At 44.2% G+C, this 26,349-nt stretch carries 32 protein-coding genes; 6 read left to right on the forward strand and 26 right to left on the reverse strand.

Features of this window, described 5'->3' with window-relative positions; translation table 11 throughout:
* Nucleotides 1-15 precede the first annotated feature (15 nt).
* The 11 genes from WCV65_RS11695 to WCV65_RS11745 all read right to left on the reverse strand — a co-directional run bounded on the left by WCV65_RS11695 (nt 16) and on the right by WCV65_RS11745 (nt 9,348).
* Nucleotides 16-546 (reverse strand): phosphatidylglycerophosphatase A, encoded by a 531-nt coding sequence (locus tag WCV65_RS11695; protein WP_338776657.1) that lies wholly within the window; start codon nt 544-546, stop codon nt 16-18.
* An 18-nt stretch (nt 547-564) separates the two neighbouring features.
* On the reverse strand, nt 565-1,119 hold the full coding sequence (locus tag WCV65_RS11700; RefSeq protein WP_338776659.1) for a YpjP family protein: 555 nt from the start codon (nt 1,117-1,119) through the stop codon (nt 565-567).
* A gap of 252 nt (nt 1,120-1,371) precedes the next feature.
* Nucleotides 1,372-1,500, reverse strand: a complete 129-nt coding sequence (locus WCV65_RS11705; protein ID WP_338776661.1) for a YuzL family protein — start codon at nt 1,498-1,500, stop codon at nt 1,372-1,374.
* Nucleotides 1,501-1,528: 28 nt separating this feature from the next.
* On the reverse strand, nt 1,529-2,347 hold the full coding sequence (locus tag WCV65_RS11710) for a class I SAM-dependent methyltransferase (RefSeq protein WP_338776663.1): 819 nt from the start codon (nt 2,345-2,347) through the stop codon (nt 1,529-1,531).
* A 22-nt stretch (nt 2,348-2,369) separates the two neighbouring features.
* Complete coding sequence (locus WCV65_RS11715) at nt 2,370-2,804, reverse strand: BrxA/BrxB family bacilliredoxin (protein ID WP_035406176.1); 435 nt, start codon at nt 2,802-2,804, stop codon at nt 2,370-2,372.
* 103 nt (nt 2,805-2,907) lie between these two features.
* Nucleotides 2,908-4,623: a dihydroxy-acid dehydratase gene (ilvD, locus tag WCV65_RS11720; protein WP_338776665.1), complete on the reverse strand. Its 1,716-nt coding sequence runs from the start codon at nt 4,621-4,623 to the stop codon at nt 2,908-2,910.
* Nucleotides 4,624-4,779: 156 nt separating this feature from the next.
* Nucleotides 4,780-5,907 carry a conserved virulence factor C family protein gene (locus tag WCV65_RS11725; RefSeq protein WP_338782273.1) on the reverse strand — a complete coding sequence of 376 codons (1,128 nt, stop codon included), beginning with the start codon at nt 5,905-5,907 and terminating at the stop codon, nt 4,780-4,782.
* A gap of 74 nt (nt 5,908-5,981) precedes the next feature.
* A complete protein-coding gene (locus WCV65_RS11730) occupies nt 5,982-6,569 on the reverse strand; it encodes an HD domain-containing protein (RefSeq protein WP_338782274.1) in 588 nt (195 codons plus the stop codon).
* 75 nt (nt 6,570-6,644) lie between these two features.
* Nucleotides 6,645-7,142 (reverse strand): glutathione peroxidase, encoded by a 498-nt coding sequence (locus tag WCV65_RS11735; protein WP_338776667.1) that lies wholly within the window; start codon nt 7,140-7,142, stop codon nt 6,645-6,647.
* Nucleotides 7,139-7,663, reverse strand: a complete 525-nt coding sequence (locus WCV65_RS11740) for a hypothetical protein (protein ID WP_051860618.1) — start codon at nt 7,661-7,663, stop codon at nt 7,139-7,141. The genes WCV65_RS11735 and WCV65_RS11740 overlap by 4 nt, the downstream gene beginning before the upstream one ends.
* Nucleotides 7,663-9,348, reverse strand: a complete 1,686-nt coding sequence (locus WCV65_RS11745) for a formate--tetrahydrofolate ligase (protein WP_338776669.1) — start codon at nt 9,346-9,348, stop codon at nt 7,663-7,665. Before WCV65_RS11745 ends, WCV65_RS11740 begins: the two co-directional genes overlap by 1 nt.
* Nucleotides 9,349-9,525: 177 nt before the next feature.
* Between WCV65_RS11745 and metA the strand changes: the two genes are divergently transcribed.
* The 3 genes from metA (at nt 9,526) to WCV65_RS11760 (ending at nt 12,861) form a co-directional block, all read left to right on the forward strand.
* Complete coding sequence (gene metA / locus WCV65_RS11750) at nt 9,526-10,449, forward strand: homoserine O-succinyltransferase (RefSeq protein WP_338776671.1); 924 nt, start codon at nt 9,526-9,528, stop codon at nt 10,447-10,449.
* 196 nt (nt 10,450-10,645) lie between these two features.
* Nucleotides 10,646-11,806: a diglucosyl diacylglycerol synthase gene (locus tag WCV65_RS11755; RefSeq protein WP_338776673.1), complete on the forward strand. Its 1,161-nt coding sequence runs from the start codon at nt 10,646-10,648 to the stop codon at nt 11,804-11,806.
* Nucleotides 11,807-11,868: 62 nt separating this feature from the next.
* The gene (locus WCV65_RS11760; RefSeq protein ID WP_338776675.1) at nt 11,869-12,861 is read left to right on the forward strand and encodes a metal-dependent hydrolase; all 993 of its coding nucleotides are present in this window, start codon (nt 11,869-11,871) and stop codon (nt 12,859-12,861) included.
* Nucleotides 12,862-12,895: 34 nt separating this feature from the next.
* On the opposite strand, the gene WCV65_RS11765 is transcribed toward WCV65_RS11760, so the two are convergent.
* The 3 genes from WCV65_RS11765 to WCV65_RS11775 all read right to left on the reverse strand — a co-directional run bounded on the left by WCV65_RS11765 (nt 12,896) and on the right by WCV65_RS11775 (nt 14,520).
* Nucleotides 12,896-13,591 carry an AIM24 family protein gene (locus tag WCV65_RS11765; RefSeq protein ID WP_338776677.1) on the reverse strand — a complete coding sequence of 232 codons (696 nt, stop codon included), beginning with the start codon at nt 13,589-13,591 and terminating at the stop codon, nt 12,896-12,898.
* A complete protein-coding gene (locus WCV65_RS11770; RefSeq protein ID WP_338776679.1) occupies nt 13,591-14,292 on the reverse strand; it encodes a class I SAM-dependent methyltransferase in 702 nt (233 codons plus the stop codon). The genes WCV65_RS11765 and WCV65_RS11770 overlap by 1 nt, the downstream gene beginning before the upstream one ends.
* Before the next feature lie 75 nt (nt 14,293-14,367).
* Entirely contained in the window at nt 14,368-14,520 is a 153-nt protein-coding gene (locus WCV65_RS11775; protein WP_156506006.1) for a hypothetical protein, read from the reverse strand.
* A gap of 319 nt (nt 14,521-14,839) precedes the next feature.
* Here WCV65_RS11775 and cspD point away from each other — a divergent pair, with 319 nt between their 5' ends.
* Nucleotides 14,840-15,040: a cold-shock protein CspD gene (gene cspD / locus WCV65_RS11780; protein WP_035413557.1), complete on the forward strand. Its 201-nt coding sequence runs from the start codon at nt 14,840-14,842 to the stop codon at nt 15,038-15,040.
* 61 nt (nt 15,041-15,101) lie between these two features.
* Here cspD and WCV65_RS11785 read toward each other — a convergent pair whose 3' ends face one another.
* A complete protein-coding gene (locus WCV65_RS11785; protein ID WP_156506007.1) occupies nt 15,102-15,278 on the reverse strand; it encodes a hypothetical protein in 177 nt (58 codons plus the stop codon).
* A 191-nt stretch (nt 15,279-15,469) separates the two neighbouring features.
* Between WCV65_RS11785 and WCV65_RS11790 the strand changes: the two genes are divergently transcribed.
* Nucleotides 15,470-15,736, forward strand: coding sequence for a DUF2564 family protein (locus WCV65_RS11790; protein ID WP_035413559.1), 267 nt, complete (start codon nt 15,470-15,472; stop codon nt 15,734-15,736).
* 162 nt (nt 15,737-15,898) lie between these two features.
* Here WCV65_RS11790 and WCV65_RS11795 read toward each other — a convergent pair whose 3' ends face one another.
* Nucleotides 15,899-16,075 carry a zinc-finger domain-containing protein gene (locus WCV65_RS11795; RefSeq protein WP_066099115.1) on the reverse strand — a complete coding sequence of 59 codons (177 nt, stop codon included), beginning with the start codon at nt 16,073-16,075 and terminating at the stop codon, nt 15,899-15,901.
* A gap of 15 nt (nt 16,076-16,090) precedes the next feature.
* Nucleotides 16,091-16,747 (reverse strand): reverse transcriptase-like protein, encoded by a 657-nt coding sequence (locus tag WCV65_RS11800; RefSeq protein WP_035413561.1) that lies wholly within the window; start codon nt 16,745-16,747, stop codon nt 16,091-16,093.
* Between the two features lie 156 nt (nt 16,748-16,903).
* Here WCV65_RS11800 and WCV65_RS11805 point away from each other — a divergent pair, with 156 nt between their 5' ends.
* A complete protein-coding gene (locus tag WCV65_RS11805; protein WP_035413570.1) occupies nt 16,904-17,293 on the forward strand; it encodes a reverse transcriptase-like protein in 390 nt (129 codons plus the stop codon).
* Nucleotides 17,294-17,358: 65 nt separating this feature from the next.
* Here WCV65_RS11805 and WCV65_RS11810 read toward each other — a convergent pair whose 3' ends face one another.
* The 9 genes from WCV65_RS11810 to WCV65_RS11850 form a co-directional block, all read right to left on the reverse strand.
* Nucleotides 17,359-17,628: a DUF6123 family protein gene (locus WCV65_RS11810; RefSeq protein WP_035413563.1), complete on the reverse strand. Its 270-nt coding sequence runs from the start codon at nt 17,626-17,628 to the stop codon at nt 17,359-17,361.
* 134 nt (nt 17,629-17,762) lie between these two features.
* A complete protein-coding gene (locus tag WCV65_RS11815) occupies nt 17,763-18,302 on the reverse strand; it encodes a hypothetical protein (RefSeq protein WP_338776687.1) in 540 nt (179 codons plus the stop codon).
* The gene (locus WCV65_RS11820; RefSeq protein WP_338776689.1) at nt 18,274-18,765 is read right to left on the reverse strand and encodes a hypothetical protein; all 492 of its coding nucleotides are present in this window, start codon (nt 18,763-18,765) and stop codon (nt 18,274-18,276) included. The genes WCV65_RS11815 and WCV65_RS11820 overlap by 29 nt, the downstream gene beginning before the upstream one ends.
* Before the next feature lie 145 nt (nt 18,766-18,910).
* Nucleotides 18,911-19,804: a 5'-3' exonuclease gene (locus WCV65_RS11825; RefSeq protein ID WP_338776690.1), complete on the reverse strand. Its 894-nt coding sequence runs from the start codon at nt 19,802-19,804 to the stop codon at nt 18,911-18,913.
* A gap of 118 nt (nt 19,805-19,922) precedes the next feature.
* Complete coding sequence (locus tag WCV65_RS11830; RefSeq protein ID WP_197491556.1) at nt 19,923-20,060, reverse strand: hypothetical protein; 138 nt, start codon at nt 20,058-20,060, stop codon at nt 19,923-19,925.
* 58 nt (nt 20,061-20,118) lie between these two features.
* Nucleotides 20,119-20,385 carry a DUF2533 family protein gene (locus WCV65_RS11835; RefSeq protein WP_035408780.1) on the reverse strand — a complete coding sequence of 89 codons (267 nt, stop codon included), beginning with the start codon at nt 20,383-20,385 and terminating at the stop codon, nt 20,119-20,121.
* Nucleotides 20,386-20,565: 180 nt separating this feature from the next.
* The gene (locus WCV65_RS11840) at nt 20,566-24,141 is read right to left on the reverse strand and encodes a dynamin family protein (RefSeq protein ID WP_338776693.1); all 3,576 of its coding nucleotides are present in this window, start codon (nt 24,139-24,141) and stop codon (nt 20,566-20,568) included.
* 284 nt (nt 24,142-24,425) lie between these two features.
* Nucleotides 24,426-24,974 carry an isoprenylcysteine carboxylmethyltransferase family protein gene (locus tag WCV65_RS11845; protein WP_338776695.1) on the reverse strand — a complete coding sequence of 183 codons (549 nt, stop codon included), beginning with the start codon at nt 24,972-24,974 and terminating at the stop codon, nt 24,426-24,428.
* On the reverse strand, nt 24,971-26,071 hold the full coding sequence (locus WCV65_RS11850; protein ID WP_338776697.1) for a 3-oxoacyl-[acyl-carrier-protein] synthase III C-terminal domain-containing protein: 1,101 nt from the start codon (nt 26,069-26,071) through the stop codon (nt 24,971-24,973). The genes WCV65_RS11845 and WCV65_RS11850 overlap by 4 nt, the downstream gene beginning before the upstream one ends.
* Nucleotides 26,072-26,349 lie beyond the last annotated feature (278 nt).

A 26,349-nucleotide genomic window follows, 5' to 3' on the forward strand; every position in this document is an offset into this window, starting at 1 on the left:
TAAGTAAAAACCAGTTTAGCTTCCAATCATTTGCTCTGACTGGTCTTCCTCTTCTTTATCACGGCTTCGATGGGCCATTCTGCTCGCGGCCGCTGCAGCCAATGCGGCCACAATATCATCGAGGAATGTATTAACCCGGTCTTCTTTATGCTCATCTAGCTCTTTAATAATCCCGAACTTCTCTTTATCAAGAAATCCAAAGTTGGTCAGTCCGATGGAACCATATACATTTACGATTGAAAGGGGGATGATTTCGTCAATTCCATATAATGGCTCGTCCGTTTCTACGAGATGCTGCAATGGCTGCGGCAGTAATTTCTTTTCGGCCAGTTCATCCAAAGCAAGTCCGGTTAAAACGGCGTGCACGATTTCCCTTTTGCTAAGCACCCGCTCTACATTATATACGCAGTCTTCATGGGTAAGAGCCGGGATGTAGCGCTGCTGAAGACGGAAAACGATATCAGCTATATCAGCTATCGTTACTCCCCTGTCTTTCAGCATATCGATTGTAATTGAGGTCATTTCTTTCATCGTGTATTTTGCCATTAGACTGATCGCCCCTTTTTAATGAGTCATCCAAGCGGGTGGTGTATTCCGATCCCAATAAATGCTGCCCAGTTCATGATGCTGTTCAAATGAATCTCTGCTTAAATGGTAATGAAAATTGAACCAGTAGCCATCCCCTGGAGGATGATCCACACGGACGTGGAAACGAATTACATCCTTACCGGAATTCCGGTCGTAAATATGAAAGATTTTTTCGCTTCTCCCTGAACCGGGTTTCTCACTGATTACAAGATTTGAGGATTCTTCTAATGTCAGCTCTCTTTCCATTACTTCTTCGATTTTCGGCAGGATCATCGTGTCAAATTCCGATTCAATTACCGGGCCAATTCTGTCCCCGAATTTTTGATGCGTTTGTTCTTTGGCCATTTGTTTAAAATATTGGATATTCGGTTCAATAATTTGCGATTTGTGGGAATCTGATTGCTCGGGAATAATGGTTTTAGATAAGTCTTGAGAATTCTCTTCTGCGAGCAGCACAGCGGGAGGCGAAACCATCCCCAGTGTGACAATTGAGAACAAGGCTACGAGCGATTTTTTAAGCCATTTATTCATGGTTTTCCTCTCCTAAGTATATTCTCTATTATTCTATCATAGCCCTAGACAATTCTCCTTATTAAGTTAAAGAAAACGCTTTTATTGCCAGCGTAATTCCTTTACAATAAATGTATTAAGATATGGGAGGCTTGTTATGTACGAAGCTCTGCTGATCGCTGCAAGTTTCATTACCCTCATTTACATGATTTTTATGGAAATAACAGATTAAAAGCCCGGAGTTGATCCGGGCTTTCTCTGTGCATAAGCTGTTTACATTTTCTTTGCTTTTGATGCTGCGGAGCTTTTTTGTTTTCCTGCTTCCTGATTGGTCGTGCCCTGGCCTTCCGTCTCGGGTGATCCAAGCTGTGCTTTAGACGGATCCGCTTTTTTGCGTGACATTCCCTTCACCTCCGAGTCTTAGTTTCGCCTAATCCTCTCTTTCTAAAACTCCGAAGTGAAAGGAAGCTGAACGGCGTTTAATCTGGCTGAAGCCCCATTTTTCAAACCTGGTGCTCGTCCAGTGATCTTTTAAAACGACCCGTTCCTTCGCTACCCGTTTTGCTTCAGCGATTACGTCTTCGCTCAAATCATCATGGATGGCAATTTGCTTTAAAGGCACCATTCCTTCGGAGGATAGCGCCTCTTCGAACATGGGATCAAAATAAACAATGTCAAAGGAGCGGTCTGCGCACGTTCGAAGGAATTTGAGGTGATCGGCGTGAACCACCTCCACTCTTTTCATCGCTTTTGAGATGTCCTCATTGCCGGCTTCCCACTTCTTCAGCCCCTCGCCTACAATCAGCGCCATTTCTTTATTCCCCTCTATCCCGCATACCTTTCCTTTTTCTCCGGCAGCATAGGCGGCAACGATGCTGTCAGATGCCAATCCCAGTGTACAATCAAGTATGGTATTTCCTTCCCGGATCCCGGCTGCCTCAACAAATGGATCACACTCTCCGCCAAGCAGTCTTTTAACCCGGAACATAGCGGAATTCGGATGGAAAAAGAACGGCTTTTCGCCTGGTGTACTGTAAAGCTCCATTCTCTCCGTGCCTACCACCAGTACCGCTTCCTCATTTTCCAGAAGGGAGGAAATTGACTTCTTGTTTCTTGGGACATATTGACTATTCAATGAAATGGCCAGTACTCTTGCCATGATTTCTGCTTCTTTAAAATTTTTCATAACTGTCGTAATAATCACATTTTCAACCTCTTTTAATATAAAAATCGGGATGGCTGCATCCATCAGCCATCCCATTCAATCTTATTCAGCAGTGCTTTTCAAAAGACTGCTCTAAATTTGCCATGATTTCTTCAATTGCAGCACCTTCAATTTCATGTCTCGGGATAAAATGAACCACTTCTTTCCCTTTTAAAAGAGCCATAGAAGGAGAAGAAGGCTCAATTCCTTCAAAGTACTCTCTCATTTTAGCTGTTGCATCCTTATCCTGTCCTGCAAAAACCGTAACAAGATGATCCGGTTTTTTGTCAGCATTTAATGCTGACTGAGTTGCGGCCGGTCTTGCCAGTCCAGCCGCACATCCGCAGACGGAGTTCACAACGACGAGCGTTGTTCCCTCAGCCGATTCCATGTATTTTTCAACCTCTTCTTCAGTAAGAAGCTCTTGAAATCCGGCTCTTGTTAATTCAGCTCTCATCGGTTTAACCATTTGACGCATGTATTCTTCATATGCCATAGACATGTTTTATACCCTCCTGAACTGTCGCTTAGGGAGGCCGGTAAAAATGGCCTTCTTTCCCTGTCTGAGTTCAAGAATACTATAGAAAAATGACGGTGGCAAACGTTTAGAGCTTGACATGTTCCTTTAATGGTTCGAACAGGTCGGTTACAGCTCCTTTAGAGGAACAGGAAACCGTTCTTGCGTATTTCCCAAGGACTCCTCTTAACGTTTGAACAGGTGCGGACCAGCTTGATTTCCTTTCTTGAAGCTCTTCCTCCGAAACATGCATGGTCAGCTCTCTTTTCCCGCTGTCAACCGTTACAAGATCTCCTGTTTTCAAGAGAGCAATCGGGCCTCCAGTCTGGGCTTCCGGGGCAATGTGGCCCACGACAAGACCATGAGTTCCACCGGAGAATCGTCCGTCTGTAAGCAGGGCCACCGATTCTCCCAGCCCTTTTCCTACTAGAATCGCCGATAAAGAAAGCATTTCCGGCATACCCGGTCCTCCTTTTGGACCTTCATAGCGAATGACAATGACATCTCCGGGAACCACCCTGCCTTCAAGTACAGCGTCTGTTGCCTCTTGCTCACTGTCAAATACTTTTGCAGGTCCAGTAAGGCTTGTAACTTTAAGGCCGGAAACCTTCGCTACCGCTCCATCCGGAGCCAGGTTCCCTTTCATAACGACAAGTGGGCCGTCTGCGCGCAGCGGCTTTTCAAGAGGAACAATAACCTTTTGATTTTCATAAAGATCATCCATCTCTTTCAGGTTTTCGGCAATGGTCTTCCCTGTTACGGTCAAACAGTCACCGTGCAGGTATCCATTTTCAAGAAGCAGCTTCATGACTCCAGGTACGCCTCCCGCTTCATGAAGATCCTGCATGACATATTTGCCGCTTGGCTTCAAATCTGCAATATGAGGAACTTTTTTCTGAATACGTTCAAAATCGTCCAAACTCAAATCCACATCAGCGGCGTTGGCAATCGCTAATAAATGAAGGACGGCATTAGTGGATCCGCCTAGAGCCATTACGAGGGTGATCGCATTTTCAAAGGCTTCCTTCGTCATGATGTCTTTCGGATAAATGTCAGCTTCCAGCAAACGGAGGACAGCTTCTCCCGCTTCATAGCAGTCGCTAAGCTTCAAATTAGACTCCGCCGGGTTTGAAGAGCTTCCAGGAAGGCTCATTCCAAGCGCTTCGATTGCGGAAGCCATTGTATTCGCGGTATACATTCCGCCGCAGGATCCAGCACCCGGACATGCGCTGCACTCAATTTTATGAAGCTCTTCCCTGTCAATATCGCCTTTGTTGTACTGTCCGACTCCTTCAAACGCAGATACGATGTCGATATCTTTCCCGTCAAGCTTACCTGGTTTAATTGTGCCTCCGTATACAAATACAGATGGAACTTCAGATCTTGCCATCGCAATGAGGCAGCCCGGCATGTTTTTATCACACCCGCCAATTGCAACATAGGCATCGAGGTTTTCTGCGCCTACGACCGTTTCAATCGAATCAGCGATGACATCCCTGCTAGGAAGGGAGAAGCGCATTCCGCCGGTACCCATAGAAATTCCATCAGATACAGTGATGGTGTTAAAGATGAGACCTGCTCCGCCTGCCTCTTTAATTCCTTCTTTTGCCCGGATCGCGAGTTTATCAATATGTATATTGCAAGGTGTCACTTCACTCCACGTACTTGCTACACCGACCATCGGTTTTTTAAAATCTTCATCCTGGAAACCGACTGCACGAAGCATGGCGCGGTTTGGTGCTCTTTTTGGGTCCTCACTCAGCTGTCTGCTTTTAATTCTTAGATCTTTGCTAACTTTGCTCATTTCAGCTTCCCTCCTGCAATAATTGATTGTGTATTACTATAGAACTTTGCAAGTCATATTGCAATAATATTCTTAAAATTTTAAATTAATTGTTATTTTACTGAAATGAAAAAAAGCACACCCTTTGTATATAGGTGCGCCTTGTCAATATTTGAATTATTCACTTGCTTTCCTGCTCTCAGTCATCTGTTTCCAGACGGAACCCATCGCTTCTTCTCCGCCTTCAATTCTTCCGATTGCAAGCTTGATTTGCATACTGACCTCGAACTCAGGATCATCCTGTGCCTCTTTTAAAGCTTGGAGAGCCTGCTCGTCACCGACTTCATATAAAAACATAGCTGCACGCCAGCGGACTAGCTTATTTTTATCTCCAAGTGAAATTACCATTGCCGGAATGGCTTTCGGGTCTCCAATATCCGATAAACAGTCCCCCGCCGTCCTTCTGACCGTAACAGATTTATCCTCAAGCGCTTTACAGAGAAGCGGCAGAACAGCAGGATCTTCAATCATTCCAAGATACACGACAGCAAGCCTTCTGATTGATGCCTTTTCATCATATAGTGCTTTTTCCAGCACTTCCAAATCTTCTGATGAAGGATTCATTTGTTCCAGGTGGGCATACCGGCCTGTCCATTCCGGCTCATCCATCATTTCAGCTGTCACTTTATAGGAAGATCGGCTGACTTGCTGAACCCCTTCCTCTTTATTGATCAGCTGCTGAGCCATTCTTTTCAGTCGATCATCGTGATAGGAGGCAGACAGTTCATCAACGATATCCTTTCCGATGTCCTCCATGTCCCCATACCGGACACCATGATCCTTCCACTCACGGTCAAGCACGACGTTCGATGCATGCTGCTGGACATTAAAAATGACATCCTGAAATCTTTGAGGCAGCGCAAACCGCTTCTCTTCCAAACCATCTGTCAGCTTTACCTGCATTGGGATTCCATTAAACATTTGTACAGATGCTTTGATTTCTCCGAAAGCTTCTTCCATGAGCCCGCGGCCTGTACCATCTGATGGAGTTTCTCCGAAGCACTCCCGGACGCTTGATAAAATGTCTTTCCAATCATATTTGGAGTTGCGTTCAACCGCCAAAAAGTCGGCTACATGATAGACTCCTTTAACCCCATCTACTTGCAGAATATCCTGGATCACTTGTGGAGCATGTTCAGCTTGATCCTTTTTATAATTATTGCTTGTCCCTTTCGGAAGCTCCTCCGTTAAGATAATCTTCATTGTGTTGGGACTCGGTGTTGGTTCAATCGTTTTAATATTCAGCACAGCTAACCCTCCTGCATCGCACATTTTTCTTTATTCTAACATAGCGGAACAGGTGTGTTCACAATCAAAGCCTACCTCTCGCATTCCTTATAAAAAGTGTCGAGATATAACTCCATAAATCTGTGTCTCTCTTCCGCCTTCATTTTGCCTGCTTCTGTATTCATCAGTCCTTTTAGCTTCAGAAGTTTATCATAGAAGTGCTGAATGGCAGAATCTCCTTTAGTCTGTTCCCCCGGGTCGTAAATCGGTGTGCCCCTGCTTCCTGCATAAACGAAAGTCCTCGCTATACCAATCGCTCCCATCGCGTCCAGCCGATCGGCATCCTGGACAATTTTCCCCTCAATCGTTTCAGGGACGGTCCTGCCTGTTCCCCTAAATGAAATGGTATCTATGATATGCATGATTTGAGACCGATCATTTTCTGAAACCGATAATGCAATGAGCATATCTTCGACTTCCAGTCTGCTCATTCTTTTGTCATCAGCTAATTTGCGGTCCGAAAGATCATGAAACAAGGCTGCGAGTTCCACAATGAATGCATCTGCTTCTGTTTCTTCCACAAGCTTTAATGCAAGCTTCCTTACCCTTTCAATGTGCAGCCAGTCGTGACCGGATCCTTCCTTATCAAGATGTTTCTTCACAAATCGCTCAGCATCCATTACAATCGCTCGTTTATCCAACCCTTCACATCCTTAATAGAAGCGGCTGATCTGAAGGGATCAGCCGCTTTATCCTTATATGGAAGCCGGCTGCTCAGAAAGCAGCTGCTTAATCGGCTCTTCTATATCCTGAGGGTTCGTGTTCGGAGAAAATCTCTTTACCGGCATGCCGTTCCGGTCAACCAAGAACTTCGTAAAGTTCCATTTCACTCCCTCAGAACCGAGCATGCCCGGCAGCTCTTTTGTTAAATAGCTGAATAGGGGGTGAGCATCCTTCCCGTTGACATTGATTTTTGCAAACATCGGGAAATTCACCCCATAGTTTCGTTCACAAAACGCTTCAATCTCCTCTTCATTTCCCGGCTCCTGGTTCATGAATTGATTGCAGGGAAACCCGAGAATCTCAAGTCCGTCAGTGGAATATTTTTCATACAGTTCCTGAAGACCTTTTAATTGCGGAGTAAATCCGCACTTACTTGCAGTGTTCACAATCAAAAGCACCTTGCCTTCATAGTCGGAAAGTGATTGCTCATTCCCTTTAATCGTTTCAGCCTTAAATTCATAAATGCTCATATCCCGGCTCCTTTTTCATCATTTATTCTTTTCAGAGTCTGAAATACAGATTCTGCAAGTCTCTCAAGATCTCCTGCATGCTCTTCTGTAATCATCGTGCTGAAGGAGAGCGTAAACGTTTGTCTGTGCATTTTTTGACTGGCAAACGGATCAAAAGATACTTCTGATTCAACAATAGCATCTGCACCCCATATTTCCCTGATTGCCGTAAGCACTGCCATGCCGTTCTCATCGGCAGCCGCCGGAAGCGTATAATGAATTCGAAGCCGGCACCCCGCATAAGAAGTTGTTTTTTTCCATTCTGCCTGAAGCTGATCGGCCACTATCGACAGTTCTATTTCTGCAGCAGCTCCCTCCTGCAGTCCGGTTTCCTGAAACCCAATATTCCAGCATCTTGACATATCAGCCAGGTTGACTAGATCATTTCTCGAATTGACTTCAATATAACCCTCAAGATCAAGGTCATAAACAGCTCCCTCAAGCACAACCTTTAAATTATCAAAAACAGTTGGATCAAACATTAAAATAATCCCTTCGCGCAGCCATTTTCATCTACGTCCATGTGTAAAGCAGCCGGTTTTTTCGGCAAGCCCGGCATCGTCATGATGTCTCCCGTGAGCGCGACAAGAAAGCCAGCACCTGCTGATGGTTTTATTTCCCTTATCGTAATCGAAAAACCGTCTGGCCGGCCCAGCTTTTTTGGATCATCTGACAGAGAATACTGTGTTTTCGCCATACAAACTGGCAAATCCCCCCAGCCGTTTGCTTCGATATCTGCCAGCTGTTTCTCTGCTTTGGAAGTGAGCAGGACATCGTCTGCGCCATACACCTTCTCCGCAATCGCTTTTGCCTTTGCTTTAAATGGAGCATCAGATGAATAAAGCGGGGAGAAAGCGGAGGCGCTTTCAGCAAGACGAGTGACGATTTCCGCGAGCTCCACTCCTCCTTCTCCTCCTTTTTCCCATACCTCGGTTAACGCACATGGATGGCCAAGATCCTCGCACCATTTTTTCAAGGCCTGGATTTCCTCATCTGAATCCGCTGTGAATCGGTTAACGGCTACCGCATATGGCAAACCGAATGCCTGAATGGTTTCAATATGCTTTTGCAGATTTTCACAGCCCTTTATCATAGCCTCCGGATTGGAATCACGCAGGTCATTTTTCGCAATTCCCCCGTGCATTTTCAGTGCCCGGATGGTTGCAACTATCACAACAGCCGCTGGTTTTAGTCCTCCGGCACGCGCTTTAATATTCAGGAATTTTTCTGCACCTAAATCTGCACCGAATCCCGCTTCTGTTACTGTATATTCTCCCAATTTAAGCGCTGCTTTTGTGGCAATCAGGCTGTTGCAGCCGTGGGCTATATTAGCAAATGGCCCTCCGTGTATTAAAGCCGGGGTATGTTCCATTGTTTGAACTAAGTTTGGTTTGACCGCATCCTTCAGTAAAAGCGTTAGCGCTCCTTCAACACCAAGATCTCCAACCGTAACCGGATGTTTATCTTTTGTGTATCCAGCCACAATGCTGGAAAGCCGCTGTTTCAAATCCTGAATATTTTCTGCCATACACAAAACAGCCATGATTTCAGAAGCAGCTGTAATATCGAACTGATCTTCCCTTGCCAAACCGTTCGATGCTCCGCCAAGTCCTGTGACAACATTGCGAAGAGCCCGGTCATTGATATCCAGTGCTCTTTTCCAGACAATCTTGCCAGGATCAAGCTCCAGCTCATTTCCCTGATGGATATGATTGTCGATAAGAGCAGAAAGAGCATTATTTGCAGCTGTAATGGCATGCAGATCGCCAGTAAAATGAAGGTTTATATCATCCATAGGCAGCACCTGGGAGTAACCGCCTCCCGCTGCTCCTCCTTTTAGTCCCATGACAGGTCCAAGTGACGGCTCCCTCATAGCGATCACGGTCTTTTTGCCGATCCTGTTGAGCGCCTGACCTAAGCCTACTGTCACTGTTGACTTGCCTTCTCCGGCAGGTGTAGGATTAATGGATGTAACAAGGATCAATTTTCCATCCTGTGCTGTACTGAGTCTTTTTAAAAGGGCATCAGACAGCTTTGCTTTATATGTACCGTATAATTCAATTTCATTTTCTAGTATGCCGATCGATGACGCTACATCAGCAATCGGTTTCATGCTGGATTTCGAAGCGATCTCAATATCAGATTTACCATTCGTTTCAGCAGCCAAAAAACCATCTCCATTCCAAAATTCTCGAATAATCAACTATTTCATACTCTATAAGCTAAACATCTGACATTGTACCATAAACCATAAGCCCAAAATGGCTGAAGTGTTTTATAATGAGAGAAAAATGCCGGATCGTTTCTTGCCCGGCCACCATCCTTTTAGATTGGAGTGTTTTCCTTGCCCATTAATATCCCCTCAAATCTTCCGGCTAAAGCGATACTTGAGGAAGAAAATATTTTCGTAATGGATGAAATGCGGGCTGCAGCTCAGGATATCCGTCCGCTTGATATTTTGATTTTGAATCTCATGCCGCAGAAGGAAAAGACTGAAACGCAGCTGCTAAGATTGCTCGGAAACACTCCGCTGCAAGTGAACATCACGTTTTTGCATATGAAAACTCATAAATCCAAAAATGTTCAGCCTCAGCACCTGGAAGAATTTTATACAACGTTTGAACATATTAAGCACCGGAGCTTTGACGGACTGATTGTGACTGGGGCTCCTGTAGAACAGCTTCCATTTGAGGACGTATCCTACTGGGATGAATTGCGGCAGATTTTCAATTGGAGCTCAGAGCATGTAACCTCAACTCTTCATATATGCTGGGGAGCCCAAGCGGGACTTTACTATCATTATGGCGTAGAAAAAATTCAATTGAAAAATAAATGCTTCGGAATTTTCCCCCATACAGTCAGTGCTCCATCAGAAAAACTCGTACGCGGGTTTGATGAGGAATTCTATGTTCCCCATTCCAGGCATACAGATATATCAAAAGACCAGGCTGTCTCCCATAAAGATCTTCTCATTCTTTCTGAATCCGAAGAAGCCGGCGTATGCCTGCTGATGTCCAAAGACGGTAAGCGGGTGTTTTTAACCGGACATCCGGAGTATGATGCTCATACGCTTGATGAAGAATATAAAAGAGACCTTGAACGCGGAATACCGATTAGCCAGCCGCTCCATTACTATAAAGGCGGCAAGCCTGAGAATGGCCCATTATTCAGATGGAAATCACATGCAAGCCTTCTTTTCTCCAACTGGCTGAACTATTACGTCTACCAGGAAACCCCGTATATCTGGAAAGATAGAGATGGGAATTAAAGGGAAATATTAAAAAGATGTTCCACGAAATTCCTGTATTTGTTAAAATGAATACTAGAATAGCTGAAAATAACAAAGATTTAACATTAATTTTATAAAAAGCAAGATAGGAATATGTTACTCTATATAGTAAATTGAATAGGAATAGAGCTAAAAATAGAATGAGAGTTTTTTTATTTTGATTGAGGTGAATACGTTGAGATCCAAACAAAAGGTTTTGATTCTGACGGCCAAGTATGGGAATGGGCATGTTCAGGTGGCAAACACATTGGTGAATCATTGCAGAAATTTGGGGATTGAAGATGTGATTGTTTGTGATCTTTATAATGAATCACATCCTGTTTTTTCGGAAATAACCCAGTATCTGTATTTAAAAAGCTTCTCAATCGGAAAGCAGTTTTATCGTTTGTTCTACTATGGCGTAGATAAAATGTATAATAAACGAATGATGAATCTGTATTACAAAATGGGCCACAAAAGACTTCATGAAATTATTTTGAAGGAAGACCCTGATATCATTATCAATACCTTTCCGATGATTGTCGTACCTGAGTACCGGAGGAGAACCGGCACCGTCATTCCGACATTTAACGTCATAACCGATTTCTGCCTCCACAAAATCTGGGTGCACGAAAATATTGATAAATATTACGTAGCTAACCACCATGTAAAGGAAAAAATCGTCCGCTTGGGGATTCAGCCTTCTGCTGTTAAAGTTACAGGCATCCCAATCCGCTCTCAGTTTGAAGAAGAACTGAATCATGATCAGCTGATTGCGAAATACGGACTTGATCCTAATAAAAAGACCTTGCTTATTATGGCAGGAGCCCATGGCGTTCTGAAAAACGTCAGGGAATTGTGCCAGTCCTTTCTCCAGCATGATCAGCTGCAAACCATCGTTGTTTGCGGGAAAAACCAGGTGCTGAAAGACAGCCTTACACCTCTAGCCAACGCCTACCCGAATCAGATTAAGGCCCTTGGCTATGTTGAGAGGGTGGATGAGCTGTTCCGCATCTCTTCCTGTATGATCACGAAACCCGGGGGTATCACTCTAAGTGAGGCAGCTGCTATAGGTCTTCCTGTCATTCTTTATAAGCCAGTGCCGGGACAGGAGAAAGAGAATTCAATTTTCTTTGAAAACAGCGGTGCTGCCGTCGTGGTGAACAAGTATGAAGAAATACAGGACAGCGTCGATTATCTTATGAATAATGAGCACCTTCTTTCCAGTATGCGCAGGAACATGAAGAAACTTCATATTGCAAGTTCTGCTGATACAATCCTGCATGACATCATGGAAGAAGCCGTCGTGATTACGAAAGAGAATGAGAAAAAGATGAAGGGTTCAGTAAATTATTAATTTCGCCCTTCTTCATTGGCTTCTGGATGCGGGGGAAAATACTTGCATCACGGAGGGAAACCATGGATACGAGCACACATATTGCAATGGGATTCGGACTTGCCGGCCTCGCATCACTTGATCCGGCAGTGGCCGGCGATCCCGCCCTAGCACAAGCCGTCTTAGCAGGAACATTGCTGGGTTCGAATGCCCCTGATTTTGATTACGCAGTTAAGCTTGCCAAAGGACAAGGCATGTATCTGCGGCATCATCGCGGAGCTTCCCATTCTGTACCTGCCTTATTTATATGGGGAATCCTTCTGACTGCCTGCATATGGCCTTTTTTCCCTGAAATCTCAGCATTACGCCTTTTTGGCTGGACACTTGCTGCCGTCGTCATTCATGTTTTTGTGGATTTATTTAATTCTTATGGCACACAGGCAGGCAGGCCGTTCTTGAAAAAGTGGATTACCTTTGATGCCATTTACATTTTTGATCCATTTATTATGCTTCTTCATGTAATCGGCTTTGGATTATGGGGTGCAGGCTTTCATCCCGGAACCGTTTTTGCCATCATTTATTTCCTAATGATTGGATATATCGTGCAGCGCGCCTTTGCATCAAAGTCGGTAAAGAGAAAAGCTGCCTCCGATCTTGCGCCTGAATATACAAAGATAAAAGCCATTCCGACCATCAGATGGGGAATTTGGAATGTATGTGCTGAATCACCAGCCGCTTTTATAACAGGAGAATATCGAAACGGAAAAATTGAGTGGATCCATCGATTTGAAAAAGATGACCTCACTTCCCCTGTTATACAAGAATCTTTAAAGGATTGGAATGTACAGCACTTTCTAGTGAACGCAGAAATGGCTCATCCGTTGTTCTGGAGAAGATCGGACGGATATGAAGTCAGATGGTTCGACGTACGATACAGAACAAAAAACCATTATCCGTACATGGCTATCGTTAAATTAGACCTTGAAGGAAACATCTCAGAATCTGCAACCGGCTGGCTGCATCATGTCCAAACCCTTGATAACCCGGGGTCTTTAAATGAATCTGTTTCACATTAAAAAACCGTGCTCCCTGCACGGTTTTTCTTTTTCATCAGCTTTGCTGACTCAAATAGATCTCTTCAAAAGGCTGTACGACAATAAATCCATCTCCATCAAATTTCATTTGAATCGATTCACCGCTTCCCCTGCCTAGAAAGGTTTTTAAGGAGACGTCCGTAACAAATCCAGGCTGGAGACCGCCGGACCAAGCGACAGTTGCATTCGGATCCGTAAAGACCGGCTTTCCCCGCTCTGCAAAAAGAGTGAGAGGTTCATAGTGAGAGGTAATGGCTATGAGCCCTGTCCCGCTTAAATGTATATTAAAAAGTCCTCCCGAAAGCATGCCGGAAACCTTGCGCATCAGCTTTATATCCCAATTGATCGCAGGATCAAATGCCAGAAGGTCATTGCCATTAACGGTTATTGATTCATTGTTTAATGAAAGAATGGTAATCTTTTTCCCCTGATCCGCTAAATACAGCTGACCGGTACCGTTTGCCTTCATCAGCGAAGAACCCTCACCGGTAAAAGCTTTTTTTAAAAATTTCCCCATACCGTGCTCCAGCATGCCTTCTCTTTCAAATTTGATCTGTCCCTTATATGCGATCATAGATCCCGCTTTGGACCACACAAGTCCGTCAAGATTCACTTCAAGCATCCTTGGAGTTTCCAATTCAAAAAAACCTTGCTTTCTCTCCGATTGCTTCGAGGCGGAAATAAATTCGGTAATTGAATAACGGTCTTCCATTACTTCATCTCCTTTTCATTTATAAACATGAAAAGAGTTAAGAAGGAAAGGGCTTGCTTTAATTCTAAACTCAGCGGCGCGGCCAACTCCTGACTAACTCCATCCTTATATACGGAATGCTGATCGATAAGTTTCAATTTATTCTCTTCCGCAAGCCTTGTAAATTCCCACGGCATCATTGTATTGCATATGGCCGGCTCCCCATTCAGCCGAGAATAGCTATTGCTTCTAGGCCCTGCGGTCGGTCCTAAAACTGCTATGCACGCAAGTCCCCCTGGTTTGAGGACCCGCATCAGCTCCAAGAGTGCAGTTTTCGGTTCCTGTACCCACTCAAGACAGTTAATGACGAGGAGCGCGTCTGCATGGTCATTTTCGAGCGGCAAGTTCATCACGTTCCCTTGCTCAAACTCAAGATTGTTATGAATCGCCTCCCTTTTCGCAATGGAAATCATCTCTGGCGAAAAGTCGATCCCCTTCACCTTATAGCCCAGCTGTGCAAGCTTTAATGTCCCATATCCATCTCCGCATCCAATATCAAGAATCAGTCTTGCAAGATCAACATGTTTTGAGAAGAAGGGAATAATCTCTTTTCTGCTTCCTTTCTCCCACATGCCCCGGCTTCTGGAATGCCAATTACCGGAATTGGAGTTCCAAAGTTTTTCTGCTTCCTTGCTCCAGTTAAATTCGTTTACATGTTCCATTAGCTGATCATCCTCTCTCCTATCCTTTCTCCAGCCCTTGTCCTTTTCCCTCTGCAGCATAAGAAAAAGCAGCATTTACTGCTGCTTTTTCTCCGGCTCTTCGCTAATAACCATAGGCGCCGCTTCGACATTATACATTCCATGAGTACGGACTTTAGAATCATTTTTCAGTGCATCCTCAATCCTCTCGTTCGCTATATAGGATTCTTCTTTGTTTTCTTTATTCATTTTCATCTCGTCCTTTCTGCCGCTTTGTTATTAGTATGAGCGATCACCTGCAATTCATTCGGGCGGAACTATCCGATTTACAAAGCATTAGAAAAGAGATGCCAGGAATGATCCAATATACTTACAAAACTTTCAGAAAGTTTTGTATAAATGTTTCCACCCTTCTTGACGGCTCCGTAATTTTTTTGTATATTAAAAACATCATTAGGCTAAGTGTGAGAATTAAGCTTAGAAATGGATACTTCATGCGTTTGGCATAATGGTGAATACTTTTTATAGCGCTCTCATTGCGCTACAGAAATTAGGAGGATTATGTAATATGCAAAATGGTAAAGTAAAATGGTTTAACAACGAAAAAGGATTCGGTTTCATTGAAGTTGAAGGCGGAGAAGATGTATTCGTTCACTTCACTGCTATTCAAGGAGATGGCTTTAAATCACTAGAGGAAGGTCAAGAAGTTTCTTTCGAAATTGTTGAAGGAAATCGCGGACCTCAAGCTTCAAACGTTACAAAACTGTAATTCAATCCGGATCATGAACGACCAATAGATTTTAAGAGACCGGAACTAATCCGGTCTCTTTTTATTTCATCAAATATTCAATTGCTTTTACATTTTGTTTAATTTTCTTCTCTACACGTGTTATTTCCAGATGATTGAATACATTGGCATTGTTCGCAATGTAAACCAGCTTGTCCAGATCCTGATATATCTCGATGAATGCCTGCCTGATATGCTCTTCAAGGTGTTTATTTTTCACTCTCCCTTTAAGCTCCCTTCTAAGTTCGGATCCAGTACGTTCCTTCTTTTTACAAAAACTCGTTCTTATGAACTATTTTTATCCGTTATAACGAATATAACAGGATTCTTTACCTTTTGCACTCATTATGTCACGATTTTGAATAATTTTTTCAACTAAGCCTCATCCTATTGGCTGGAGGTGCTTACAATATGGAGCAATTTAGCAATGAGAAACCGGTAAGCGGATTAAACGACCTTGCCCAGCTTGAGCTTGCCGTTGAGGCTTCACAAAAAATGACCGGCTCAAGCACGATGAGTATGGATCCTGAAAGCTTGAGCCAGGCGCAGAAATCTATTGAGGATGCGAGATCCCACCTTGAACAAGTTAAATTGACCGGAGTTGACCAGGTTTTTCTTGAAAACCAAAAAAAGCTGCTGGATCAGTGCCAGCACCAGCTAAACGAAGCTAAAAAATAACGATTCGATCGAGTCTAACAAAAAAGGTCTGACAGCGTATCTCTGTCAGACCTTTTTTGATTCAACGTTAAATGTTCCTCTGAAGCCTCCTCCACATTTTTCAGGAGAAAGCATTTTTCATCAAGCGCCAAGGTTAAACTGCGCCTTTATCAGAGCCTCATACTAAGAAAGCTTTTCACCCAGCTCCTTTAGCTTTAAACCAACCGTGCATTGACTGATGCAAAAAGAATGGGCGAAGGTTTTCCCATATTCTTTGCGGAAATGCTGCTTCAGCAGGCAATCCACGCAATACGTATCTAAAAGCTCCCCTATTTCATCCAATTTTTGTTTTCTATTCATTCTAGCCCACTCCAATTAATCCAATTTAATCTGGCTGGTAACATCCATACCTTGAATCGCCTGTTTGGACAGCTGGTCAGCTTCCTTGTTCTCTTTTCTTGGGACGGATTCATAGTCACCCGTCACCTTCAGCTTAGACAACACTTCCTCAATTCGATTAATCCAGACTTGATGCTGCTCCTCATAGCAGGGCCATTCTCCTGACAGCTGATTGATGACGACCAGTGAATCGCCCTTAAATTGCACATTCTGTCCCGTGACCGAGAGCTCCTCAAGATAATTGGCTCCGAGAAGCAATGCCGCAAATTCTGCCTCATTATTCGAGGTTAGTTCATCAAGAGTTCTGTTAATTCGAACCCTGTAGTTTTCTTTGCCGATTTTATAATAAATCGCAGCTCCGGCACCGCTTTTTCCTGTATCTTTATCAAAACTTCCATCAAAATAAACGATGACAGAAGAAGGTTCCTCTTCAAGCTCTTCCATTAATTTAAGCATTTCCTTCTTTGTCCAGGTTACTCCCCGGCTATCCTCAAACTCAATGGTTTTAGTTCTTCCCGTCCGTTCCAAATCGTCAGAAAGCAAAAGCGCTAAATCGGCATCCAATTCATCTGATTGAAACAATGCGGTTTGCTTTTTAGGGGATTGATACGTCCAATTAATCCTGACTCTCATCCTGCGCCTCCTGCATACAGCTTAAAAATTTTATAACGTATTTACTATTCTTATGCTACACTATGAAAGTGTTTTGCATGCCGCATTTTTACATTTTAACATGCTTTGTATGAGAAATGTATGCAGAAGCATTTCTTCCTTGAAAGGATGACTCCGATGATTGAAGTGTATATTGATGGAGCCAGTGCCGGCGATCCAGGCCCTTCCGGTGCTGGAATTGTTATCAAAGGAAATGGCGCTGCTGAGTCCTTCTCCTACCCGCTCGGTACGATGTCCAATCATGAAGCAGAATTCCACGCCTTGATCCTTGGATTGAAGCTATGCGTGGAAAAGAAGTACAAAACTGTCTCATTCCGAACCGACTCCCAGCTGGTCGAACGGGCCGCCGAGAATCGATATGCTAAAAACAAGCTGTTTGCCCCATTATTAGCAGAAGCAGAAAGCCTGATTGATCAACTCGATTTATTTTTTATTAAATGGATCCCTTCTAAAGTCAACCCTGCCGACCGGATAGCAAAGGAAGGCATCCGAAAAAATGAAAAATAGCCAGCGTTAGCTGACTGAATACATATCCTCTTTATCCTGCTTTATAAAAAGCAGGCTTTTCTGCTTTATACAAGCAGCCGAAGCGAACGCACCTTTTCCAGGGCCATCGCTTTCGTCATTACTTCTCCCTCTACAAAGATCTCAAGAAGTGACATGAAAAAAGATCCTTCAAACGACTTCTGAATTTTAAGCGTCAGCTCTATAGCGGAAATAACCTGACTATCAACCGCACCGGTATAGCTTTTTCCAAAATAAATAAACCGGATGGTCTCATCCCCAAATTTAAAGCCTTTCGCATATAAACGATCGAGATACTCTGCTAGATCGCAAGTCATACCCTGACATCCCGCCCTTACAAAGCAAATAGTAACCTTCTCAAATTTTACGCCAATTTTCTCCAAAATTCCAGATAAAAATTGTGAACATTTGTTTGGGGTTGGGGTTTCTGTTAATTGCTGAATAACGGGGATTATATGGTTTGTTTGTGATGCCTGGCATTCTTGCTTGGCATCGGCCCTTTTCCCTGCAATGCCTGGCTTTCTTGCCTGGCATTAGTCCTTTTCCCTGTAATGCCTGGCATTCTTGCCTGGCATCGGCCCTTTTCCCTGTAATGCCTGGCATTCTTGCCTGGCAACATCCCTCTTTCCCTGTAATGCCTGGCATTCTTGCCTGGCATCGGCCCCTTTCCCCTGTGATGCCTGGCATTCTTGCCTGGCAACATCCCTCTTTCCCTGTAATGCCTGGCATTCTTGCCTGGCATTAGTCCTTTTCCCTGCAATGCCTGGCATTCTTGCCTGGCAACATCCCTTTTTCCCTGTAATGCCTGGCTTTCTTGCCTGGCATCGGCCCTTTTCCCTGTAATGCCTGGCATTCTTGCCTGGCAACATCCCTCTTTCCCTGTAATGCCTGGCATTCTTGCCTGGCAACATCCCTCTTTCCCTGTAATGCCTGGCATTCTTGCCTGGCATTCTTGCCTGGCATCAGCCCTTTTCCCTGCAATGCCTGGCATTCTTGCCTGGCAACCTCCCCCTTTCCTTGCAATGCCTGGCATTCTTGCCTGGCAACCTCTCCCTTTCCCTGTAATGCCTGGCATTCTTGCCTGGCAACATCCCTTTTTCCCTGTAATGCCTGGCATTCTTGCCTGGCGACATCCCTCTTTCCCTGTAATGCCTGGCATTCTTGCCTGGCATTAGTCCTTTTCCCTGCAATGCCTGGCATTCTTGCCTGGCATCGGCCCCTTTCCCCTGTAATGCCTGGCATTCTTGCCTGGCAACATCCCTCTTTCCCTGTAATGCCTGGCATTCTTGCCTGGCATTCTTGCCTGGCATCAGCCCTTTTCCATGCAATGCCTGGCATTCTTGCCTGGCAACCTCCCCCTTTCCTTGCAATGCCTGGCATTCTTGCCTGGCAACCTCTCCCTTTCCCTGCAATGCCTGGCATTCTTGCCTGGCAACCTCTCCCTTTCCCTGCAATGCCTGGCATTCTTGCCTGGCAACGGCCCTTTTTCCGTCCCGGCATCAGGTTTCCTCATCAAAGCACAGTTTATGGAGTTTCCCGCATTCTTCGAACAAACATAAAGCCTGCCGATTTTGCCGGCAGGCTTTATGTAACTTCCGATTAGACAGCTTTCATTTCAGCCGCTCTTTTGATGAGACTATCAATACCTCTGATTTCAGCATGCAGCAGCCATTGCTGGGCCATCGCAAGATCGATGTTCAGAACGGCTTCTTCGATGGCAAGCTCCAGCGGAACCTCGCAATGAATTTCAGCGAGACTTCTGGAAAGGTGGAGCATTTCTATGTCTTCTTCAATTTTCTTTCTTTGCGATGGTGTCAGCATGTGGAGGCTTTCGAGAATGCCTTCAATGGAAGTGTGCTCCTGGATGAGCTTGTAGGCTGTTTTTTCGCCGATTCCTCTTACACCTGGGTAATTGTCGCTTGAGTCTCCCATCAGCCCTTTTACATCGATTAGCTTGGACGGGTGAATGCCTTTTTCCTCCTGAAACAGCTCGGAGCTGTAAATTAAATATTGTCCCATGCCTTTTTGAAGGAGGACGACCTCCACATTATCATCAAGAAGCTGCAGGAGATCGCGGTCTCCAGTGAGAATTGTGATATTCATGGAGGATTTAAATTGGCACGCAATGGTCCCGATGCAGTCATCCGCTTCGTAACCCGGTACGCCGATATTCGGAATTCCAAGTGATGCGGCGGCTTCTTTCGCCATTTCAAATTGCGGAAGAAGTTCAATTGGCGCTTCGCTGCGGTTTGCTTTATAGTTTTGGAAGGATTCTGTTCTGAAGGTTTTGCTGCCCATATCCCAGCAGCATATGACTTGCTCAGGTTTGAACGCATCGATGCTCATCAGGAGATGCTTTAAAAAGCCGCTGACACCATTTGTTGGAGTGCCTTTGCTGTTTATCATAAAATTGCCATGGACAGATGTGGCAAAAAATGCCCGAAACAATAGTGCCATTCCATCTACAAGTAATAGGTCTGTTTTTCGTTCCATCGTATTCTCTCCTTTATTTACATAACATTATCCTACCATATCTAAGCCATGCTGCGAAACGGTAAGTGAAGGAATCTTTAGAGGAACGCTACACAGAAAAGACTGAACCCGTTAGGATTCAGTCTCTTTTTTTGGAGCTATCCAGTTTTGCCGCTTCTGCTTCTGCATAAGATGCAAATTCGTGTTCAAAACCGTTTTTCTTTTTGGCGTTGTTATTTGCCATTGCATTTGAATTAGCTGGCTTCGTTTTGCCCATTGCCGGACCGCCTTTCATGGGTGATCAAGCTTTATCATGTGCAAAAAGAGGATGAAACTTACCCGTTATTCTTCTTTTCCACGAACTCCCTTACCATTTCCGGTGTTACCGATTGGCGGAGAGGAAGATTCACTTTCTTTGCCATCGTGTTCATTTTGATTGTTATTTCGTTAATTTTAGATACTGAAAAAGGCTGTTTGTTTTCGCATTTAGTGATTGCTTCTTCTATTTTTTGTTCTCTTGATGCATCTAGCTGGATAAATGTCCGAACTTCCTCATGCTGTCCCTGCGAGTGCCTGCTTATTGCTTTATGAACTTCTTCCATCAGCTGATTCTCCTCTTTTTTCCATTAGCTTGATCACTTCATTCTTTGGATCCCAGCAATGAAATGTATAGTCTGGTTTTGTTTCAAATCCGAGCCTTTTACAAAAGTACTTCATTCCCTTGCCATCCACCGCTTTCTCTGCAAGAAAATGTTTACAGGATGCGCAGCAGTGATACCTGCTCATATTGCCTCATAAAGCTCGGTGCATTCTTTATATGCCTTCTTCAGCTGTTCAGCCGAGCTTCCGTCCAGATAAAGCTCCTGTAAACCGCTGAAGTAATTTTCAGCGTCCATTCGCAGCTTTTCTGTAAGCACTTGGGCCATTTCCATCAGACTGGAACGATAAAAATCAGCAAATTCCTGTTCCCGTTCAGCTAATCGCAATGACATTTCTTTGTGAAGTGTTTCCCATACTGCTTCACTCATTTTTGTGCGCTCATTTTTTTCGAAGAAAGCCTTCGTATTCGAAAACATGCTGAGCTCGCGCTGATAGGCGGAAGCGGATTGCGTCAGGACCCCTGATACCGGCGGCGTTTCGATCGGCTGAAACTCAGGCGCAGTGAGTCCATCCAGCTTCATGATGGACGAAAGGCCCGCTGAGAGCTTTTCGGCCATATTCGTCATCTGCTGTTTTACCGTATTTTCGCATCTTAGCGTGATTGCCTGCAGTTCCTGTACAAGTCTGTAATCAGCCGCTTGAATCAGCTCATCCATTTGCACATGTAAAATGGCTTTTGCGCTTCCATCCTGGTTGAAAATACCAGGGTGGAAGTGCTCCCGGAACATTTGAGAAAATTGAAGGCCCATTCGCTGAATTAAATAGTAACATTGCTCCTTAATTTCCTGATTGACCTTCTTGATATAGTTCTCGCGGCTTCCGTTATCCAAATAGTGCATGGCTTCTGACAGTTCCTGTTTTTTCTCGTTTAGCGCCGCTGCTTTTTCATCCCCGCTCTTATCTGATTCTTCGATATAAGAGGATAGCTGTCGGAGCATTCCGTGCATTTCGCCCTTCAATGATGAAACCGCCGTTTGAACCAGATCTGTCTCAACAAAATGAAATAAATCCTTCTTAAAGTGAGCATAGTCCGATTGCACGTCCATCGGTGTCCCTGCTAATTCATGCAAGCTGGAAATTCCGTACATCCTGGGACGGCGGACCCCTTCTTCTAAAAATTGTGATTCAATATAGTCTTTGACAAGGTCAACCTCCTGATTGCTTTTAGCCAGGTCAATGGCATTGATCAGGAAGAACATTTTATCAAGCGAGAAGGAGTCTTTTACCCTTCCAAGCTGCTGGATAAATTCTCTGTCTCCTTTAGAAAATGGATGATTGTAATAGGTCACATACAGCAGAGCATCGCATTGTTTAATAAATTGAAATGCAACATTCGTATGCCGTTTGTTCAAGGAATCAGCTCCCGGGGTATCCACGAGTGTGATTCCTCTCCTCGTCAGCGGGCAATCATAGTAAATAACCGCTTCTTCTGTTAAAATGGCGAGGCTTTCCTCAGATACAAAGGGAGAAAAATGATCCACATCTGTCCAATGAACAGCTTCTTCTCCCCATTCATTTCTTATGAGGCCTTCACTGTATATGGTCAATACGGCCCTTTTGGAATCGTCAAGTCTGCTGTCAGACAATGCACGCGTGATCGCTTCCAGAAGTCCTGAATACTGATTGCCTGCAGCGGAGAAGTCTGGAATCATTTCTTTTATTTCAGACACTAGCTGCCCAACAGATTTCCTCCTTACCGCAACGCTTCCATGTAAATGCTCGTTTGTAACAGGAACAATTCTGTTTATGGCTGCAGTCGTTGGATTTGGTGAGGATGGCAGCACTTTTCCTCCCAGAAGAGCATTTGCCGCTGAAGACTTGCCTGCACTAAAAGCTCCAAACAGCGCGATGGTAAAGGTCCGGTCTTTAAGCCGGCTGGATTTCTCACTAATTAACTGCTGCCTTCCCTCAAGCCCTTTTACCCGGCCGGCAGCTGCCGCCATTTCTTCGGCATGTTTAATGACACGTTCGGTATTTACCGAAGCCGTTTCAGAAGAGTATTCATTACCGGAATTCCCGTCAATCAGTACCTGCTTTTTCCTCTTTTCTTTAACAGGTATTTGACTTCCTGCTGTGCGTGATTTTTTCTGAAGCTGCCATTCGTTCTGATCCGCTTCTGCAGGCAGTTCATGACGCAGAATTTTGAGAAGATAGTCTCTTTGCTCGATAATCTTAATGATTTTTAATAGCTTTTCATCTGTATCATCCATTTCGTCCTTCAGGCGCTGCTGCCTTTGCAATTGCTCATTGTCTGCAGAAATGCGCATAGCTTTTTCCATTATGCTGTCTAAAATCGTTTGAGCTTGCTTTTTAGAAGCATTCTTCACATTTTCAGCCAATATTTTTGTATAGTTCATCACATATTCAGGTGTGGCATCAGCACCAGGCTGCAGGGAGCTGTTTGCTATATCCATTAAGTCTGCTGTAGCAAACGAGGAAACCTCTTCGTCTATGCCGCTGTCCTGTAAATCCAGCGCTCTGACCGTTTTTAATAAAATATCTTTCAAGTGCCAGTCAATTTGCGAAGAAACAAGGTCCTTTAAAGCTGCTGAAAAATCCCCTGTTCTCTTTTCGATTTCTTCGCCGGTCTTTTTCCTCGCAAAAAACATCCCTGCCTTAAAGCCTGGTTTCTTTGCTTCCACGTACTGTTTTGCCTGCTCCCTCATTTCAAAAGGAGTGATATTGGCATTAGCGAGAACCTTCGCTATTTCGGCCTTTGCGTTCGTCCATCCGGCCGTTATCGATTGCTTTTTCATCTCCATCTGCAATTGAATTGCCTGGTGCTCTTCCGAAAGCTGCTTCCATCGGGCCTCTGCAGCCGCTTTTTCTTCAGCCCTAACGCCCTCCTGATTTTCAAGAAAGCGGATATGGGCTTGAATAACCAGCTTTCCTTGAGCCGATTCACTCCGCTTATCCCTGTCGCTAAGCTGCTTTTCAACTGTTTTTTTCACTTGCTCAAGCTCATTATCCGGATGATTGAGATCTTTCATCGTGGTGTAAAAAATTCTGCTGCTCATTAGTCCGATTTCCTGGAAGCTCTCTTCGATTCGGACTTTAAATTGCGTAAAAGGAAGCTCTTCTTCCTGGTGCTTATCAATTTGATTCACGATCAAAGCCGCTTCCTGCCCGTCTTCAATCAGCCGCTTTAAAAATTCAAGCGTACCTTCCGACTGAACATGGTTGTAGTCTGTTACATAAAAAATATAATCAGCCGCATGAAGGGCGGAAACCGTTGATTCCATATGGGATGCATCATTGGAATCTACACCCGGTGTATCAATTAGCGCAACCGCTTCAGGCAAAAGCTGAGAAGGCTTCCAAATATGTATTTTGGCAATTTGATCTCCTTCTTTAGCATACTGCTGCAGTTCTTCGAGCTCCATATCGGGATTTGCTTCAACCTGCTCACCTGCATGTGTTTCAAGCATAATTCTTTTTTTTCCGCGCCTGATATAAACGAGGTTCGCACTTGTCGGAATCGGACTTGCCGGCAAAATCTCCTCTTCAAGCAGTGTATTGAGCAGTGTTGATTTACCTGCAGAAAAATGCCCTGTAAAAGCAATTTGTTTTTCTCTGCTGATTGATTTTTCAATCAGGTCATCGAGCTTTGAAGCCGATGTGAAATCATTTGAATGGCTCATTTCGGTTTGAATGGCAATGAGCGGTTTTATTGCAGAATCCTGCTGAGATACAGCCATTGAAAATACCCCTTTTGAACGTTCTTTTCCTTCTATTTTACTGAAAAATTAACGGATCGGCATCTATTTTTCTAAAAAAGCTTTCGCAGCACAAAAAAACTGCCCTTAAGGCAGTTCACGTTTAACCGGCATCTACTTTTTTCATAATCACTTTAGCTAAGGTCACATAAAGAATAATAGTTGCAGCAATCATTGTAAAAAGCATACGAATTACCTCCGCCATCTAATTGAGAACTGTTTTCATGTACTTTCACGATATCATGAATGGTAAGAGAATTCAATAGCTATTCAGTTTCTGACTGGTCCATGAGGCGAAAAGCGGATTGATAATTTGTATGCGCTTTTAATGCTCTTTCTTCGGCCGGAATTCGAACGGAGAGCATCATCACATTTAATATGGTAAACAGAATCGCTGTCCCATAGGCTTGAAAAAGAAGCGGGAAAAAGAGGATTTCAGCTGTTACCGCTACATAATTCGGATGCCTGAAATATTGATAAGGGCCTGTTATGACCACCTGTTCCTCTGGCATTAAAATAATTTTTGTGTTCCACCTGATACCAAGGGAAGCAATCGCCCAGTAGCGGATTGCCTGAGAAAAAAAGATGACCGGAACGAAAACCATCCATATCGGGGATATCGTTCTGTGAAGGAGCAGCACTTCTGCGATGAGCGAAAGCAAAAAGGCAGCATGCATGCAAACCATGTAGGGATAATGTTCCTGACCGTATTCGATTCCTCCCTGGCTTTTAAGCTTCTTTTCATTTGATCTCGCTATGATCAGTTCAGAGATCCGCTGCAAAACAATTACAAAAAGAATGATAAGAACCGTCATGACGTTTCCTCCCAGCTAATCAGCAAAAGCTCTGCGCAAAAGCCAGGACCTAAAGCGCCTGATAGGGAGAGCTGCGGTTTTTCCCGGTACGTATCCTTCATTGCTTTTTCAATCACGTAAAAAACGGTAGCGGAGGACATATTTCCGTGCATTTTTAGGATGTCCCGGCTATGGGAAATCGCGTCTTCATCAAGATTCAATGTCTTTAAATACGCATCGAGCACCTTTTTTCCTCCAGGGTGAGCCAAAAACATTCCAATTTGCTCCGGTTCAGTTTGCTCTTCCTGTAAAAACGTCCGGACATTTGGTCCAAGCCACCCTTGAATAATCGATGGAATATCACGTGAAAAAATGACATGGAGTCCATCATTTTGAACATCCCACCCCATGACCTCCTCTGAGTTTCTCATGAAAACTGAACGGGACGCCTCCAATTTCGGAATAAAACGAAGCTTCGAGTTGTTGACTGCATGCGATCTGTTTCCCGCAACTAGCATGCACGCAATTCCGTCTGCAAAAAGGGAGGTACCGATTAGATTGCTTTTCGTTAAGTCTCCCCGCTGAAAAGTCAGGCTGCACAATTCAACAGCTAAAACGAGAACGGCAGCCTCGGGATAGGCATTGCAATAGTCCAGAGCCCGGGATAAGCCGGAAGCGCCTCCTGCACAGCCAAGTCCCCATATTGGAATTCTCTTGATATTTTCTTTAAATGGGAGCTTATTTATAATTCTTGCGTCGATACTTGGGGTGGACAGACCGGTTGTTGAGATGAAGAAGATAGCATCTATCTCCGAATAGTCCAAAGGCTTATGCAAAAATTCCCTGCTGGTGAGCGCTTTTTCAACCGCATGAACACCATGTTCAACAGAGTGCTTGATGTAGCGGCTGTTTTTATCCTCAAAATCATGGTCACTTGTATACCAGTCCAACGGCTCTACAAATTGACGTGATTCTATTTCTCCATTTTGGAACGCCTTTAAAAGCCTTGGAAGATCTTTAAAAGATCCTTCAAACATTTTTTCCGCAAATTGAGCGCCGGTTTCCTGATCTACATGATATGGCGGTATGGATGTACCGCAGGAAAGTATGTATCCCATAGTTTGCACACCCTTTTAAGTAATCTCTTTGTTGACCATTGGTTTATTTTCTTAGGCTCTGTTAAAGCCTGGTGCTGATTTTTATCACTTGTTGATTGGAGCGGAAGGCGTGAGACTCCTAGCTTTAGAGCAGCGGGACAGGTGAGATCCCGCTGCCGCCAAGCGCGAGGAGGCTCACGAGTTTCTGCTATGAAAAGTCAGCCGTTTGTTCGTAAAAAGTTCTAAGTAATTAAGGATACTATTTCCAATACCTGTCATACTCATTCAAAAAAAGAATC

Source organism: Metabacillus sp. FJAT-52054, from assembly GCF_037201815.1.
In the GTDB taxonomy this organism is placed as follows: Bacteria; Bacillota; Bacilli; order Bacillales; family Bacillaceae; genus Metabacillus_B; species Metabacillus_B sediminis.